Annotated in this window: 13 protein-coding genes; 5 read left to right on the top strand and 8 right to left on the bottom strand. The window is 74.4% G+C overall.

Annotated features, from left to right (window positions below; all coding sequences use genetic code 11):
• Positions 1–337: 337 nt before the first annotated feature.
• Entirely contained in the window at positions 338–1630 is a 1293-nt protein-coding gene (locus tag V2S66_RS19890; protein ID WP_413966432.1) for an MFS transporter, read from the bottom strand.
• A gap of 57 nt (positions 1631–1687) precedes the next feature.
• Entirely contained in the window at positions 1688–2269 is a 582-nt protein-coding gene (locus V2S66_RS19885; RefSeq protein ID WP_330797222.1) for a hypothetical protein, read from the bottom strand.
• Between the two features lie 125 nt (positions 2270–2394).
• Between V2S66_RS19885 and V2S66_RS19880 the strand changes: the two genes are divergently transcribed.
• The gene (locus tag V2S66_RS19880) at positions 2395–2613 is read left to right on the top strand and encodes a hypothetical protein (RefSeq protein ID WP_413966431.1); all 219 of its coding nucleotides are present in this window, start codon (positions 2395–2397) and stop codon (positions 2611–2613) included.
• A gap of 19 nt (positions 2614–2632) precedes the next feature.
• Here V2S66_RS19880 and V2S66_RS19875 read toward each other — a convergent pair whose 3' ends face one another.
• The gene (locus V2S66_RS19875; protein ID WP_330797220.1) at positions 2633–3418 is read right to left on the bottom strand and encodes a site-2 protease family protein; all 786 of its coding nucleotides are present in this window, start codon (positions 3416–3418) and stop codon (positions 2633–2635) included.
• Positions 3419–3724: 306 nt separating this feature from the next.
• Between V2S66_RS19875 and V2S66_RS19870 the strand changes: the two genes are divergently transcribed.
• Entirely contained in the window at positions 3725–7171 is a 3447-nt protein-coding gene (locus V2S66_RS19870) for a BTAD domain-containing putative transcriptional regulator (protein ID WP_330797219.1), read from the top strand.
• A 55-nt stretch (positions 7172–7226) separates the two neighbouring features.
• On the opposite strand, the gene V2S66_RS19865 is transcribed toward V2S66_RS19870, so the two are convergent.
• From V2S66_RS19865 to panB, 5 genes are all read right to left on the bottom strand, one after another.
• Positions 7227–8057, bottom strand: a complete 831-nt coding sequence (locus tag V2S66_RS19865; RefSeq protein ID WP_330797218.1) for an ABC transporter permease — start codon at positions 8055–8057, stop codon at positions 7227–7229.
• Positions 8054–9115 (bottom strand): ATP-binding cassette domain-containing protein, encoded by a 1062-nt coding sequence (locus V2S66_RS19860; protein WP_330797217.1) that lies wholly within the window; start codon positions 9113–9115, stop codon positions 8054–8056. Before V2S66_RS19860 ends, V2S66_RS19865 begins: the two co-directional genes overlap by 4 nt.
• Positions 9116–9208: 93 nt before the next feature.
• Entirely contained in the window at positions 9209–9943 is a 735-nt protein-coding gene (locus V2S66_RS19855) for a zf-HC2 domain-containing protein (protein ID WP_330797216.1), read from the bottom strand.
• Positions 9940–10551, bottom strand: coding sequence for a sigma-70 family RNA polymerase sigma factor (locus tag V2S66_RS19850; RefSeq protein WP_413966430.1), 612 nt, complete (start codon positions 10549–10551; stop codon positions 9940–9942). Before V2S66_RS19850 ends, V2S66_RS19855 begins: the two co-directional genes overlap by 4 nt.
• Positions 10552–10833: 282 nt before the next feature.
• Positions 10834–11730: a 3-methyl-2-oxobutanoate hydroxymethyltransferase gene (gene panB / locus V2S66_RS19845; RefSeq protein ID WP_330797215.1), complete on the bottom strand. Its 897-nt coding sequence runs from the start codon at positions 11728–11730 to the stop codon at positions 10834–10836.
• A gap of 207 nt (positions 11731–11937) precedes the next feature.
• Between panB and V2S66_RS19840 the strand changes: the two genes are divergently transcribed.
• The 3 genes from V2S66_RS19840 to V2S66_RS19830 all read left to right on the top strand — a co-directional run bounded on the left by V2S66_RS19840 (position 11938) and on the right by V2S66_RS19830 (position 15559).
• The gene (locus V2S66_RS19840) at positions 11938–13548 is read left to right on the top strand and encodes an MFS transporter (RefSeq protein WP_330797213.1); all 1611 of its coding nucleotides are present in this window, start codon (positions 11938–11940) and stop codon (positions 13546–13548) included.
• Positions 13545–14282: a TetR/AcrR family transcriptional regulator C-terminal ligand-binding domain-containing protein gene (locus V2S66_RS19835; RefSeq protein ID WP_330797212.1), complete on the top strand. Its 738-nt coding sequence runs from the start codon at positions 13545–13547 to the stop codon at positions 14280–14282. The genes V2S66_RS19840 and V2S66_RS19835 overlap by 4 nt, the downstream gene beginning before the upstream one ends.
• Before the next feature lie 356 nt (positions 14283–14638).
• Positions 14639–15559, top strand: a complete 921-nt coding sequence (locus V2S66_RS19830; RefSeq protein ID WP_413966435.1) for an endonuclease/exonuclease/phosphatase family protein — start codon at positions 14639–14641, stop codon at positions 15557–15559.
• Positions 15560–15561 lie beyond the last annotated feature (2 nt).

Raw genomic sequence — 15561 nt, 5'->3', positions numbered from 1 at the left:
CCTGGTGAGGCGCGGCCGGGCGTGACGAGGGCTGGACGTCGTCACCGGCCCGGTGGGGCTGTTGCGGTCGTTGCCGGGCCGCCGGCCGGTGGTGGGTTGCTCGCGCCGTTCCCCGCGCCCCTGGCGGGGTGCGGCCGGGCGTGACGAGGGCTGGACGTCGTCACCGGCCCGGTGGGGCTGTTGCGGTCGTTGCCGGGCCGCCGGCCGGTGGTGGGTTGCTCGCGCCGTTCCCCGCGCCCCTGGTGGGGCGCGGCCGGGCGCGGCCCGGGGTTCGGCACCGGTGCGGAGGGGGGATTGCTGTCGGGGCCGGGCCGCCGGCCGGCGGTGGGGGGCGCGATCATGGGCGCGGAGCGCCCTGCGCGTCGTAGGCGGCGAGAGCCGGAAGGGTGGTGGCGAGGAGGGCGACGGAGGCGACGCAGGCGAGGCCGCCGGTCCAGACGGAGGTCCGCGCGGAGCTGATCGCCGCGACGGTGCCGGAGCGGACCTGGCCGAGCTGGGGGCCGACGGAGTAGGACAGCAGCTCGATCCCCGCGAGCCGCCCCCGCAGCTCGTCGGGAATCGTCTGGTTCCACATCGTGGAGCGCCCGATCCCGCTGATCATGTCGCAGCCGCCCGCCACCGCCAGGAACCCGAGCACGAGCCAGACCTGCGCGGACCATCCGGCCGCCGCCATCGCCAGGCCCCAGCCCGCCGCGGCGAGCACCACCATCCGGCCGTGCCGGTGCACCCGCGACGACCACCCGCTGGTCAGACTCACCGCGAGCGACCCCACCGACCCGGCCGCGTACATCAGGCCGAGCGACCAGCGGGCGTGCAGGTCGTCGGCGAGGAACGGGAAGATCGCCGCGGGGTACGCGAAGAACATCGCGGCGAGGTCGATCGCGTACGTGCCGAGCAGCTCCTTGCGGCTCCACGCGTAGCGCGCGCCCTCGGCGATGCCGCGCAGCGACGGCGGCCGCGCGTCGTGTGCGGCGGGGGAGCGGCGCAGGCCGAGACCGAGCAGCACGGACACCGCGAAGGTCACCGCGTCCGCGCCGTACGCCCAGCCCAGGCCGGCCCAGGCGATCACCAGTCCGGCCACCGCGGGGCCCGCGATCGCACCGAACTGCCAGCGCAGCGCGTTGAGCGCGGCGGCCGCCGCCAGCTGCTCGCGCCGCACGATCCGCGGGACGATCGCGTCCAGCGCCGGACGCTGCAGTCCGGTCAGCGCGCTGGACAGCGCGGCGGCGGCGTAGAGCGGCCACACGACGGGGTGCGGCAGCAGCGTGTTGACCAGCAGGGCCGCGACCAGCAGGCCCTGCGCGGCCTCGCTGGCGACGATCAGCAGCTTGCGGTCCATCGCGTCGGCGAGCGCGCCGCCGTAGAGCCCGAAGACGATCAGCGGCACCAGCTCGACCGCGCCGATCGCGCCGACGGCCACCGCGGAGCCGGTCAGGTCCTTGAGCTGCACCGGCAGCGCCACGAAGGTCAGGAAGCTGCCGAAGTTCGTGATCACGCCGGCCAGCCACAGCCGCCGGAAGTCCGCGGACTCCCGCCACACCCCGAGGTCCGGCAGCAGCCCGCGTCTCGCCGGCGCGGCCCCGCCTTCGAGGTCGGGCTCCGGCTCGGTGGGGGTCTGGGTCGCGGTCACGGCCGGAATGCTCCCTGCCGGGCCCGCCCGCGGCAAACCGATTTCGGCGGGGCGGCACTACCAGCGGGGCGGCGGCGCGGTCAGCCGATCGGTGAGCCGGGTGAGGCGGGAGCCCGCTCCGCACGGGGCCGCGGCCGCCGCGCCTGCCGCGACCAGGTGCTGGACGGCGTCCAGCGAGAGCTGCGGTTCCGGCGCGAGGACGAGCGCCTCGTGAGCGAGGCCACGCAGGTCGGAGCCGCCGGTCGCGTCGACGGCCAGCACCCGCGCCCCGGCCCGCCGTACCGCGTCGAGCCGCTCCAGGAACCCGTCCCCGACGGCGCCCGGCGCCACCACGAGCACGGTCTCGCCGCGCCGCGACGCGGCCAGCCGTCCCAGGCCGACGGCGAGGTGCGGCCGCGCGCCCGCGGGCACCCGGTGCCGTACGAGGGTCGGGGCCAGCTCGGGCGCCGCGCGCCACGCGGCCTCCTCCTCCAGGTGCGCGGCCAGGTGCCAGGGCTCGTACGCGGCCGTCCCGACCACCAGCAGCGCGCCGCCGCCGCGTACCGAGCGGCGCAGCGCTCCGCCGAACTCCCGTGCGGTCTGCGGCCACACCGTCCCGGCGAGCGCCTCGCGCAGCCTCGCGACCCGTAGTGCGTCCATGCCCCGGCATCCTGCCGCGTCCGCCGGGCGCGCCGCCATCGAACAGACGCCGAACGTCCCCCGCCCGTCCCCGCCCGCCTCCCGCCCGCCTCCCGATCATCTGCGCGCGCGGCGGGCCGGCGGACATGGGGGACAATGGCCGGACCACGTGCCGTCCGACAGGGAGCCCCCCGCCGATGCCCCGCCTCGCCCACTTCGCCCTGATCATGTGCCTGCTGGCCGTCGCCGCCGCGGTGGTGTCGTTCGTGAACGGCAGCTGGCTCGGCATCGTGTGGGTGCTGCTCGCCGGCATCACCAGCAACATGTGGTGGTACTACCGCCGCAAGGCGCAGGCCGACGCGTAGGCGGCCGGTCCTCCCGGGATCAGTTCTTCCAGAAGCGGAAGAGCTGGTAGCCGTAGTCCGCGTACGAGCCGGGCACGCTGAACCAGCCCATCACGCGGTAGATCGCGTCGAAGAACTTCACGTTCACCGACGGGATCCACAGCACGCCGAACACGAAGAGCAGCCCGAACTGCGCGAACGGCTCCACCTGCCGCTTGACGCCGGGGGAGAGCCACGGCTCCCATATCCCGTACCCGTCCAGGCCGGGCACCGGCAGCAGGTTCAGGATCGCCGCCGTGACCTGGAGCATCGCCAGGAACGCCAGCGCCGCCAGGAAGTCGGTCGGCCAGCTGTCCGCGGCGCCGGTCATGAACGGCACCATCAGCAGCAGCGCGAAGAGCACGTTCGTCAGCGGTCCCGCCGCCGAGATCATGCTGTGCCGCAGCCGCCCCTGGATGCGGCCGCGCTCCACGTAGACCGCGCCGCCGGGCAGGCCGATGCCGCCCGCGATGACGAAGACCACCGGCAGCACGACGGACAGCAGCGCGTTCGTGTACTTGAGCGGGTTGAGGGTCAGGTAGCCCTTCGACCCGATGGTGATGTCACCGCTGTGCAGGGCGGTACGGGCGTGCGCGTACTCGTGCAGGCACAGGGAGACCAGCCAGCCCGAGACGACGAAGAGGAAGATCGCGAAGCGCGAGTCGGCGGCGAACCGCGTCCACACCGCCCAGCCGGACACCGCCATGATCGCGGCGATGCCGAGGAAGACCGGGCTGATCCTGCTCTCGTCGCTGCGCTGTGCTCGGCGGATCGGGGTGACGCTCATGGGGCGGGCTCTCCTGGCGCGGGGGGTGTGGCCGCCCGATCATGTCACCGGCCCCGCCCCCGACGCCACGGGCTCCGCCCCAGCCCCCCGAAAAACCGGCCCGCACCCGCCCCCGTCCCCGGAGTGCGCCCCATCGGGGGCGCGGGGAACGGCGCGAGCGACCGGCCGTCGGCCGGTGGTCCGGGGACGGCAGGGACTGCCCCTTCGGGGCGGTGGCGAGGTGCGGTCCCCGCGGTGGCTTGTCGCGCCGTTCCCCGCGCCTCCCAAAGACACCGGGCCGCGCCCTGACCGCGTAAGAATGGGGCCGTGCGATACGCGATCCTCGGCACCACCCAGGCCCTGCGGGACGACGGAACGCCCGTGACGCTCGCGGGCGGGCGGTTGCGCGCGCTGCTCACGGCACTCGCGCTGCGCCCCGGCCGGGTGGTCGGCGCGGACGCCCTCATCGACGAGGTGTGGGACGGCGACCCGCCGGCCGGCGGCACCGGGGCGCTGCAGGCGCTGGTCGGCCGGCTGCGGCGGGCGGTCGGCCACGGCGCCGTCGGCTCGGTGGACGGCGGCTACCGGCTGGAGGCCGCCCGCGACGACGTGGACCTCTACCGTTTCGAGCGGCTCGCCGAGGAGGGCGCGCGGGCGCTCGCCGACGGCGATCCGGTCAAGGCGTCGGGGCTGCTCGGCGACGCCCTCGCGCTGTGGCGCGGGCCCGCGCTCGCCGACCTGCCCGACCGCGGCACCGCCGCGGTCCGCAGCGAGGCGCTGCGGATCGACGCCGGACGGCAGCGGCTCGCCGCCGAGCTGGCGCTCGGCCGGGCCCGGCACATCCTGCCCGAGCTGGCCGAGCTGGCCGCGGCGCACCCGCTGGACGAGCCGGTGCAGGCGCTGCACATCCGCGCGCTACAGGCCGCCGGCCGCACCGCCGACGCGCTCGCCGGGTACGAGTCGGTGCGCCGCGCGCTCGCCGAGGAGCTGGGCGCCGATCCCAGCGTCGAGCTGCGCCAGCTGCACGCCGAGCTGCTCACCCCGGCGCCGCTGCCGGCCAGGACCGTACCGTCCGCGCCGCCGCCGGTGTCCGCGCGCCGCGCGACCGGCAACGCCAGGGCCCGGCTGACGAGCTTCGTCGGGCGCGAGCGCGAACTGGACGCGGTGCGCGGCGACCTGCGGCGGGCCCGGCTGGTGACGATCACCGGGCCGGGCGGCACCGGCAAGACCCGGCTGTCGCAGGAGGCGGGGGACCTGGTGGCGGAGGCGTGGCCGGACGGCGTCTGGTACGCCGAGCTGGCCCCGGTGAGCGACCCGCGGACGCTGCCGGAGGCGGTGATCAGCGCGCTCGGGCTGCGCGAGACGCTGCTGCACTCCGGCGGCGCGGCCGAGACCGCGATCGCCGTGGAGACCAAGTCGAAGGACGCCACCCGGCAGTTGACCGACCACTGCGCGAACCGCAGGCTGCTGCTGGTGCTGGACAACTGCGAGCACGTCATCGACGCGGCCGCGGCGCTCGCCGAGCAGCTGCTCGCCGACTGCCCGGGGGTCTCCGTGCTCGCCACCAGCCGCGAGCCGCTGGGCGTGCCGGGCGAGCTGGTGCGGCCGCTGGACCCGCTGCCCGACCCGAACGCGCTGCGGCTGCTGGCCGACCGGGGGGCCGCGGCTCGCCCCGGGTTCTCCGTGGCGGAGGACCCCGCGGCCTGCGCGGAGCTGTGCCGCCGCCTCGACGGGCTGCCGCTGGCCATCGAACTGGCCGCGGCCCGGCTGCGCAGCCTGTCGCCGCGGCAGCTCGCCGACCGCCTCGACGACCGTTTCCGGCTGCTGACCGGCGGCGGCCGCACCCTGCTGCCCCGCCAGCAGACGCTGCGCGCGGTGGTCGACTGGTCCTGGGACCTGATGGAGCCCGCCGAGCGGGTGCTGCTGCGCCGCCTCGCGGTCTTCCGCGGCGGCTGGACGCTGGAGGCGGTCGAGGCCGTGTGCGCCGACCCGGCGCCGCCGTCCGGCCCGTCCGGCACGCGGGGCGACGCCCCGGCGGGCGGCGACCGGCTCGAGTCCCCTGACGCCGCCGCCCTGCTGGCCTCGCTCGTCGACAAGTCCCTGGTGCTCGCCGACCTGACCGGCGACGGCGTCCGCCACCGGATGCTGGAGACGATCTCGGAGTACGCGGCGGAGCGGCTCGACGCGTCGGGCGAGCGGGCCGCGGTCGAGGCGCGGCACATCGCGTACTTCCGGGAGTACGTCCGCACCGCCGACGCCCGGCTGCGCGGCGCCGGCCAGCTGGTCTGGTTCGAGCGGCTGGAGCGCGAGCACGAGAACCTGCGGGTGGCGCTGCGCCGGGCCGTCGCGGCCGGGGACGAGCAGGAGGCGCTGCAACTGGTGCTCGCCTGCTCGTGGTTCTGGGAGGTGCGCAACTACACCTCGGAGCGTCGGACCTGGCCGCGTGCGGTGGTCGCGATGGGGCCCGACCCGTTCGGCGAGCCGGCCGTGCTGGTGCCGGTGGAGCGCGGACCGCTGGACGACCCGCCGCCGATGGCGGGCGAGCAGCTGCTGGAGGCCCGCCGCTGGGTCCGGCTGATCGAGCTGACCGCGCGCGACAACGAGAACGAGTGGTTCGGCGATCCCGCCCTGGTCGGACTCGGCACCGCGCTCATCGCCGCCTACCCGCCGCACCTGCCCCAGTCCGCCCGCCAGCCGGGCCTGCTGCGGGCCTACGCGGCGTTCTTCACCGGCGAGTTCGACCGGCTCCGCGGCCTGGTCGACGAGACCGTGCAGGCGTGCAGGACCCACGGCAGGACGTGGGAGCTGGCCTTCTCGCTCCAGCTGCGGGCGAAGGTCAACAACGACATCAGCGAGTACCTGGCGGAGTCGGTCCGGGACATCGGCGAGGCGCGGAAGCTCTTCCAGCAGCTCGGCGACGAGTGGGGGACCGCCGAGACGCTCGCCGCCGAGGCCGAGACCGCGATCAACGCGGGCGACTGGGAGCGCGCGGTGGTCTGCTGCGAGGAGGGCATCGAGGTGGCCCGCAGGATCGGCTCGCACCAGTACGTGCCGATGCTGACCGTGCGGATGGGCGACGCGCTGGTCAACGCGGGCCGGATCGAGGAGGGCGAGCGGCGGCTGCGCGAGGGCATCGAGGACGCCCAGCGGTTCGGGACGGCCAGCGACGGGGCGGCGTTCTTCGGCCGGCTGCTGCTCGCCCTGGTGCTCGGCCGGCAGGAACGGATCGACGAGGCGTTCGCGCTGGTCGACGAGACGCTGGCGGGCCTGGAGCCGGGCCAGGGCCACGAGGGGGTGCCCGGCTTCGTGACGGGCATGCTGAACGGCATCAAGGGCTATCTGATCGGCCTGTCCGGCGAGCCGGCGCGCGGCCTCGCCATGCTCGGTACGGGGATCGCGGACCTCGACGCCCATCCGCTGGCCGAGGTGATCACCCCGCGGCTGCCGATCGCGCTCTCCCCGGGCGTGATCGAGCTGCTGACGCTCCTCGCCGAGCAGCCGGCCGAGGAGCCGGCCGAGGTCTCCGCGGGGGAGCCCGGCGGGGACGTCGCGGGCACGGCGTCGGTGCGGCGGGCCGAGCGCGCCGCCCTGCTGATGGGCGTCCACGACCGGCTCCGCCCGATCGCGATACCGCCCGCCGAGGCGGCGCGGATGGCGTCCGTACGCCTGCGGCTGCACGCGCTGCTCGGCGGCGAGGGGTTCGAGGCCGGATACGCCGCAGGCGACGGCCTCTCCGTGAAGGAGGCCGTCGCCTACATGCGCGACGTGGACTGACGTCAGCCGGACCGGACCGGACCGGATCGGACCGGACCGGACCGGATCGGATCGGTCAGGTCTTCTTGCGGAACCGCGCCACCGCCAGCGGCGCGGTGACCAGGGTGATGCCGGCCGACCAGGCCAGCGTCATCCACACCGAGTGCGCCACCGCGCCGCCGTTGATCATCGCGCGGGAGGCGTCCGCCAGGTTGGACAGCGGGTTGACCTTGGTGAAGCCCTCCAGCCAGCCCGGCATCGTGGTGGGCTTGGCGAAGATCGAGCTTCCGAACTGCAGCGGCATCAGCACGAGCATCGCGACCCCCTGGACCGCCTGGGGCGACTTCATGGTCAGCCCCAGCAGGATGAAGATCCACATCAGCGAGGCGCCGAAGACCGTGGAGAGCACGATCGACGCCGCCAGGTGCATGACGTCGGTCTGGATGCTCAGGCCGAGGGCGAAGCCCATGCCCAGCAGGATCGCCGTGGCGATCAGCATCCGGCCGACCTCGACCACGATCTTGGCGATCAGCACCGAGGACCGCGCGATGGGCATCGTGCGGAACCGGTCCATGACCCCCTTCTTGAAGTCGTCGTTGATGCCGGTGCCGACGGCCATGGCGATGTTCATGCCCATCATCGCCATCAGGCCGGGGATCACGTAGTTCACGTACTGGTGCTGGTGGCCCTTGCCGGAGACCGCGCCGCCGAAGACGTACACGAACAGCAGGGTGAAGATCACCGGCATCAGCACGGCGTCGAACATCGACTCCGGGTCCTGCTTGATCTGGAGCATGTTGCGGCGCGCCAGCGCGCCGATGTGCCGCAGGTTGGCCCGCAGGCCGATCCTGCCCTCGTCCGCGGCCGCCCGCACGGGGGCGGCGGCCGTCGCGGTCGCCGCGGTCATACCGCCACCTCCACCTTCTCGTCGTCGCGGGCCGTTCCGGCGCGCTGCTGGTCGTCCGGGTCGTTCGCGTCCTGCGCGTCCTGCGGGGTGCTCTTCTGGCCGGTGATCGCCAGGAACACCTCGTCCAGGCTGGGCAGATGGGTGCTGATGCCGGCCAGTGAGAACCCGCGCGCGCCCAGCAGGGCGACCACCGCGGTGAGTTGCCCGTCGCTGAGGATCGGCACGTTCACCACGCCCTCGGCGGGGTCGGCGATCGCGCCCGCCACCCCGTCCAGGCCCGCCTCGGTGATCGCCGCGGCCATCGCGGCGGCCTGTGCGGGCTCGGCCGGGCTGATCTGCAGGGTGCGGCCGCCGACCTTCGCCTTCAGCTCGGCGACCCTGCCGTTGGCGATCACCCGGCCGCGGTCGATGACCGTCAGCTCGTTGGCGAGCTGCTCGGCCTCCTCCATGTACTGGGTGGTGAGCAGCACGGTCGCGCCCTCCGCGACCATCCGCTGCACCTCCTCCCACACCTCGTTGCGGGTGCGGGGGTCGAGGCCGGTGGTCGGCTCGTCCAGGTACAGCACGGCCGGGCGGCCGATCATGCTCGCCGCCAGGTCGAGGCGGCGGCGCATGCCCCCGGAGTAGTTCATCGCCGGGCGGCGGGCGGCCTCGGTCAGCGAGAACCGCTCCAGCAGCTCGTCCGCCCTCGACCTGGCGTCCTTGCGGGACAGGTCGAGCAGCCGGCCGATCATGTAGAGGTTCTCCCGGCCGGACAGCTTCTCGTCCACCGAGGCGTACTGGCCGGTCAGGCCGATCACCCGGCGCAGCTGCCGTGGCTCCCGCAGCACGTCGTAGCCCGCCACCCTGGCGGTGCCCGCGTCGGGCTGCACCAGCGTGGACAGCACCCGCACCAGCGTCGTCTTGCCGGCCCCGTTCGGACCGAGGACGCCCAGGACCGTGCCCTGGCGCACCTCGAGGTCCACCCCGTCGAGGGCCTTGGTCTCGCCGTAGTGCTTGACCAGACCCCGTACCTCGACGGCGGCGGTTCCCCTGTTCTCAGTCAGTCGCGTCGTCATGGCCACCACGATGCCAAGGCCCGCCGACACGGCGCCGACACGCTGCCGACAGCGCCGAGGGGGCGCGGTGTCGGCGCCGTGTCGGCGCGCGGCTCACGGCCGGAGCGGCACGCTGACCAGCAGGGTGCCGTCCGCCGCCTTGACCTCGAAGTGGCTGATCTGGTCGCGGTGCAGCCCGGTCGCGCCGTGCACGGTCAGCGGAGTGGGCTGGGCCTCGGTGCCGTAGCCGGCGTTCGGCACCGACCAGGTGGCGACGGTCTGGGCTGTGCGGTCGCGGCCGACCGCGACCAGGCTGCAGGTCAGCGGCCCGCGCACGCCGCTGAGCCGCAGATCGACGGCGCTGCCCCACCCCTTGTCGGAGACCCCCACCAGCGCCGAGGCCCCGGTGGCCGGATTGCTCGCGGAGTGCCGCGGCGTGGCGATGCCCTCCACGCCGGAGTGGCCGCCGCTGTCCGAGGTGGCCACCACGGCCACCGCGGGGCCGCCGACGACCAGCACCGAAGCGGCCGCCACCGCCACCAGCCGGCGCCTGCGCCGCCGCCGCCGCTCGCCCGCCACCTCGCCCAGCAGCCGGTCCAGCAGGCCGGCGCCGCTGGGCGGTCCCGCGAAGGCGGTGCCGTCGGCGACGCGGGCCGCGAAGCCCCCGGCGCCGGGGCCCGCGCCGACGCCGTCGCCGCGCAGCTCCTCCAGCACCGGCAGCAGGCCGCTCAGCTCGTCCAGCTCGCGGCCGCACCGCTCGCACCCGGCCAGGTGCTCCTCGAAGGCGGTCATCTCCGCCTCGTCCAGCGCCCCGAGCAGATAGGCGCCCACGTCGGCATGAGTGCTCATGAGGTGGTCACCCCTCTCTCCTCCAGCGCGTTCCGCAGGGCGCGCAGCGCGTAGAACACCCGGGACCTGACGGTGCCCGGCGGCAGGCTGAGCTCCTCGGCCGCCTCGTTGACGGTACGGCCGCGGAAGTACGTCTCGACGAGCGCCTCCCGGTGCGCCGCGGACAGGTCCTGCAACGCGTCGGTGAGGGTCATCAGCCGCAGCGAGCGGTCCAGGTCGTCGGCGGCGGGCAGCTGCTCCAGCGCCGCCGGGGAGATCTCCTGCGGGCGGGACTGCCGGCTGCGGTGCCCGTCGATCACGATCCGCCGGGCCACGGTCACCAGCCAGGGGCGCAGTGAGCGTGCCGCCGGGTCGAGCTTGGCGGCGCTCTTCCAGGCCCGTAGAAGGGTCTCCTGCACGACGTCCTCGGCCAGGTAGCGGTCGCCCGCGACGAGCCGGAGCACGTAGGCGAACAAGGCGCCGGCGTGTTCGCGGTACAGCGCCCGCATGAGCTCGTCCTCCGGAACCGAACCGGCCGGCTCTGGAGGTTCCAGGGGTGGTCCTTCCACGGCGGCATCCTGCCGCACCCGCCGCCCCCGGTCGAGTTCGCGTATCGCGGATCGAGACATCAGTGCCCGCGGCCGCCGCCGGAAGGGCCGCTGCCGGCGGCGGCGGGGACGCCCGCGAAGGCCGTCCGCCGGTGGGTGGAGAAGATCATGGGGGCTCCCCGAGGTGCGAGGGTCGCCGCCCGAGGCGGCGTTCTCCTTCTTGTACGCACCACGCAGCCGGATGTCTCAATATTTCCGGCGGCAGATCGGAGGAAACCCGGGAATCCCGGAGAATACCGGGGCCGGACGGGGCGGGGCGGGAGCGCGCGCCCGGTGCCGGGCGCGCGCTCCCGCCGGACCGCGTCAGTGGAAGGTGTGCTCCTCGGCGGGGAACGCCCCGCCGACCACGTCGCCGGCGAAGGCCCGCGCGGCGTCCCCGAGGGTGCGCCGCAGGTCCGCGTACTGGCGGGTGAAGCGCGGCACCTTGCCGCCGGTCATGCCGGCCATGTCGGTCCACACCAGGACCTGCGCGTCGGTGTCGGGTCCCGCGCCGATGCCGACGGTCGGGATCTGCAGCGAGCGGGTGACCTCGGCGGCCAGCTCGGCCGGCACCAGCTCCAGCACCACCGCGAAGGCGCCGGCGTCCTGCGCCGCCTTGGCGTCCCTGACCAGGCGGTGCGCGGCCTCGTCGCCGCGGCCCTGCACGCGGTAGCCGAGGGTGTTGACCGACTGCGGGGTCAGGCCCAGGTGCGCCATCACCGGGATGCCGGCCTGCACGAGCGTCTCGGTCTGGGCCAGCGACCGCTCGCCGCCCTCCAGCTTGACCGCCCCGACGCCGGCCTCCTTGACCAGCCGGGTGGCGCTGCGCAGCGCCTGGACCGGGCCCTCCTGGTACGAGCCGAAGGTCAGGTCGCCGACGACCAGCGCGCGGCTGGTGCCGCGCACGACGGCCGCGGAGAGCATCGTCATGTGGTCCATGGTGACCGGGACGGTGGTGTCGAAGCCCAGGTGGCAGTTGCCCATCGAGTCGCCGACGAGCAGCACCGGGATGCCGGCCTCGTCGAAGACCGAGGCGGTCATCGCGTCATAGGCGGTGAGCATCGGCCACTTCTCGCCGCGCTCCTTGGCGGCGGCGAGGTCGCGGACGGTGATGCGGCGGGTGCCGGCGCCGCCGTACAGCGCCTTGGGGTGGTCGCTGCCGGCGCTCGTGGCGCTCCCCGCGCTCGCGGGCGGATTCTGGGCAGCCGGAAGTTGCGTCATGGTGACGGCTCCTTCAAGTCATCTCGAGGCGCCCTGACGGCGTCCCCGGATCCCTTCCATGCTGGCACGCCGGCCCCGGTCCGGAAAGCCCGGTGCGGCGGGTGTGACGCGCCAGCCATGCCGCCGCCGCCGCGCCTGGCGAGGCTTTGCCCGAGCTTTACGATACGAGACCGTGCCGTATCGTAAATCGACCCTACGCTGAGGTGCATGGCTGCTACCACGACGTCACCGGGCCCCGCGTCGGGCTCCTCCATCCCCGAGGCGGTGCACCGCCGGCGGTGGGCGATCCTCACCGTGCTGCTGTTCAGCCTCCTCGTGGTCGTGCTGGACAACTCGATCCTCAACGTGGCGATGAAGACCATCGCCCAGCCCTCGCCCACCGGCCTCGGCGCCACCCAGAGCCAGCTGGAGTGGGCGATCAACTCGTACACCCTGGTCTTCGCCGGCCTGCTGTTCACCGCGGGCCTGCTCGGCGACCGGCTCGGGCGCAAGAAGGTGCTGCTCTTCGGCATGTTCGTGTTCGGCGCGGGCTCCGCGCTGTCGGCGTTCGCCGGGTCCGCGGGCGAGCTGATCGCCTGGCGCGGGGTGATGGGCCTGGGCGGCGCGTTCATCATGCCGGCCACCCTGGCGATCATCATGAACGTCTTCGAGCGTGAGGAGCAGCCCCGCGCGATCGGCATATGGGCCGGCGTGGTCGGCCTGGCCATCGCGATCGGCCCGATCACCGGCGGCCTGCTGCTCCAGCACTTCTGGTGGGGCTCGGTCTTCCTGGTCAACGTGCCGATCGTGATCGCCGGCCTGGTCGCGATGTTCCTGATCGTCCCGGACTCCAAGGACCCCCGCCCCGGCCGGCTCGACCCGGTCGGCGTGCTCACCTCCATCGCCGGCCTGGTGCTGCTGATCTACGGCATCATCAAGGGCGGCCAGTACGGCGACTTCACCCGCCCCGAGGTCTGGGCGACCGCGGTCGGCGGCATCGTGGTGCTGGCGGCCTTCGTGGTCTACGAGTCGCGCAGCGACCACCCGGCGCTGGACGTCAGCTACTTCAAGAAGCGGCAGTTCTCCGCCTCCGTTGCTGCCATCGGCCTGGTCTTCTTCGCGCTGATGGGCGTGACCTTCTTCATCGTCTTCTACACCCAGTCGGTGCGCGGCTACAGCGCCCTGCAGTCCGGGCTGCTGCTGCTCCCGCTGGCCGCCGCCCAGATGGTCTTCGCGCCGCGCGCCCGCATCCTCGTCGACCGGCTCGGCGCCCGCGCGGTCTGCACCGGCGGCATGGCGCTCACCGGCGTCTCCTTCCTGGGCTTCCTGCTGCTCGGCCAGGACACCCCGATCTGGGTGCTGGAGGTGCTGTTCTTCCTGATGGGCACGGCCATGGCGCACGTCATGCCGCCGGCCACCGTGATGATCATGTCCTCGCTGCCGCGGGAGAAGGCCGGCTCCGGCTCGGCCGTCAACAACACCTTCCGCCAGGTCGGCGGCGCGCTCGGGGTGGCGGTGCTCGGCTCGCTGATGTCGACGCTGTACCGCGACGGCGTCAAGGACAACCTCGGCTCGCTGCCCGCGCCCGCCCGGCACGCCGCGGGCGAGTCCATCGAGGCCACGCTCGGCGTCGCGGCGAAGCTCGGGCCGCGCGGCCGGGTGCTGGTGCAGCCGGCCGACGACGCGTTCCTGCACGCGATGCACGTCACCGCGGCCGCGTCCGCGGGTGTCGCCTTCGTCGGCGCGCTCGTCGTGCTGCTCTTCCTGCCCGCCCGGCAGCCGCAGAAGGCCGCGCGCGGCGGTTCGGAGGAGCGCGAGATGGTGGGTGCGGAGCAGTGACCTCACCGTACGACACCGTCGCCGCCGGTCCGCAGGCTCGTCCGGAGGCGGCTGCGGACACCGGCGCGGAGGCTCCCGCGGACGCCGGCCCGGACGCCGCTCCCGATGCCGGCCCGGACACCGGGCCCGGGTGCGGGGCGTCCGGGGCGCGGCGCGGGCGGCCGCGCGACGCCGGCGTCGACCAGAGCGTCGCCGAGGCGGTGCTGCGCATGGTCGACGCGGGCGCGACCCTCGGCGAACTCTCCATGGGCGGCATCGCCCGCGAGGCCGGCGTCGGCAAGGCCACGGTCTACCGCCGCTGGCCGAACAAGGACGCCCTGCTGCTCGACGTGATCGAGCGGATCGACCCGCCGCCGCTGGCGCAGCCCAGCGGCGTGCTGCGGGAGGACCTGATCGCCGCCGTCGAGTACATAAGGCGGCGCAGCCTCGCCAAGCGCGAGTCCGCGCTGCTGCGGTCGATGCTCGCCGAGGTGCAGAGCAACACCGTGCTCTGGCGGCGCTACCACGACACGGTGGTCACCGCCCGCCGCGGCATGCTCATCGCGCTGCTGGAGCGCGGCATCGACTCCGGTGAGATCCGCCCCGAACTCGGCGCGGACCTCGACCTGCTGTGCGACATGGTGGTCGGCCCGGTCCTGGCGAGGGCCACGCTGCGCCCGGACGCCCCACTCCCCGACGACCTGGCGGAGCGCGTCGTCGACACGCTGCTCACGGGCATGCGCCCCTGCCGCTAGCCCCTGCCGGGGCGCCCGCGCGCCGGGCACGCGCGGCCGTGCGCGGCGCGCGGGGGGCGGACCCGATGCCGGGCGCGTCCGGCTGGCCGGCATGTCCTGGTCTTGTCACAAGCCACCCGAACGCAGCACATTGCGGAACCCGCGGCCCCCCCGAGCCCGTCGGTTCTCCTACCGACCCCTTAGGGTCGGCAGAGCACCCGGCACGGCAGCGAGGTTCCCTCATGACCCAGGCGTACGGCAGCACGGACGCGACACCGGACGGCGAGACCGACTCGCAGCCGGCGGCCGCGCCCGGATTCCGTACCCGGCAGAGTCGGTTCAAGGAGCGCTTCCTGCGCTGGTGGCGGCCGGCGGGCATGTGGCGCCGCGGCATCGTCACCGCCGTGTTCGCGGTGGCGCTGACCCTCGTGCTGTTCTTCCACTCCGACGTGCCCAACCGGATAGGGAACCTCGGCAGCCTGCTGGAGACGTTCCTGCCCTGGCTCGGCCTCGCGCTGCCGGTGCTGCTGGCGGTCGCGGTGACGCGGCGTTCGGCGACCGCGCTGATCGCGCTGCTGCTGCCGGCGGTCGTCTGGCTGAACCTCTTCGGCGGCCTGGTCGCCCCCAAGTCCTCGTCGGGCGGTGACCTGACCGTCCTCACCCACAACGTCAACGCCGAGAACCCCGACCCCGACGGCACCGCCCGCGACCTGGTGGCGGCGGGCGCCGACATCGTGGCGCTGGAGGAGCTGCCGGAGAGTCAGCAGCCGCGCTACGCGCGGGATCTCGCGGCGGCCTACCCGTACCACTCGGTGCAGGGCACGGTCGGGCTGTGGAGCAGGTACCCGATGAGCGGGGTGCGGCCGGTCGACATCAGGATGGGCTGGACCCGCGCGATGCGCGCCGCGGTCAGCACGCCGCACGGCCCGGTGGCCGTCTACGTGGCCCATCTGCCGTCGGTGCGGGTGAAGTTCGACGCCGGCTTCACCGCCGGGCAGCGGGACCACGCCGCCGACGCGCTCGGCCAGGCCATAGCGGCGGAGAAGCTGAGGAGCGTGGTGCTGCTCGGCGACCTCAACGGCACCATGAACGACCGGGCGCTGGCCTCCGTCACCTCCCAGATGCGCTCCACCCAGGGCGCCGCCGGCAACGGCTTCGGCTTCAGCTGGCCGGCGTCCTTCCCGATGGCGAGGATCGACCAGATCCTCGTCAAGGGCGTCGACCCCCGCTCCTCCTGGACCCTCCCCAGGACCGGCAGCGACCACCTCCCCGTCGCCGCCCGCCTCCAACTGCCCTAGGC

This window comes from Actinacidiphila polyblastidii (genome assembly GCF_036353415.1).
GTDB lineage: Bacteria > Actinomycetota > Actinomycetes > Streptomycetales > Streptomycetaceae > Actinacidiphila > Actinacidiphila polyblastidii.
The sequence above is the reverse complement of the archived record's forward strand: the minus strand, read 5'-3'. Positions and strand labels throughout refer to the sequence as shown.

Coding starts and splice junctions, on each gene's coding strand:
- V2S66_RS19880 (WP_413966431.1), top strand. CDS start 2,395: ATGGGGGACAATGGCCGGACCACGTGCCGTCCGACAGGGAGCCCCCCG.
- V2S66_RS19830 (WP_413966435.1), top strand. CDS start 14,639: ATGTGGCGCCGCGGCATCGTCACCGCCGTGTTCGCGGTGGCGCTGACC.
- V2S66_RS19885 (WP_330797222.1), bottom strand. CDS start 2,269: ATGGACGCACTACGGGTCGCGAGGCTGCGCGAGGCGCTCGCCGGGACG.
- V2S66_RS19850 (WP_413966430.1), bottom strand. CDS start 10,551: ATGTCTCGATCCGCGATACGCGAACTCGACCGGGGGCGGCGGGTGCGG.
- V2S66_RS19840 (WP_330797213.1), top strand. CDS start 11,938: ATGGCTGCTACCACGACGTCACCGGGCCCCGCGTCGGGCTCCTCCATC.
- V2S66_RS19860 (WP_330797217.1), bottom strand. CDS start 9,115: ATGACGACGCGACTGACTGAGAACAGGGGAACCGCCGCCGTCGAGGTA.
- V2S66_RS19865 (WP_330797218.1), bottom strand. CDS start 8,057: ATGACCGCGGCGACCGCGACGGCCGCCGCCCCCGTGCGGGCGGCCGCG.
- V2S66_RS19855 (WP_330797216.1), bottom strand. CDS start 9,943: ATGAGCACTCATGCCGACGTGGGCGCCTATCTGCTCGGGGCGCTGGAC.
- panB (WP_330797215.1), bottom strand. CDS start 11,730: ATGACGCAACTTCCGGCTGCCCAGAATCCGCCCGCGAGCGCGGGGAGC.
- V2S66_RS19875 (WP_330797220.1), bottom strand. CDS start 3,418: ATGAGCGTCACCCCGATCCGCCGAGCACAGCGCAGCGACGAGAGCAGG.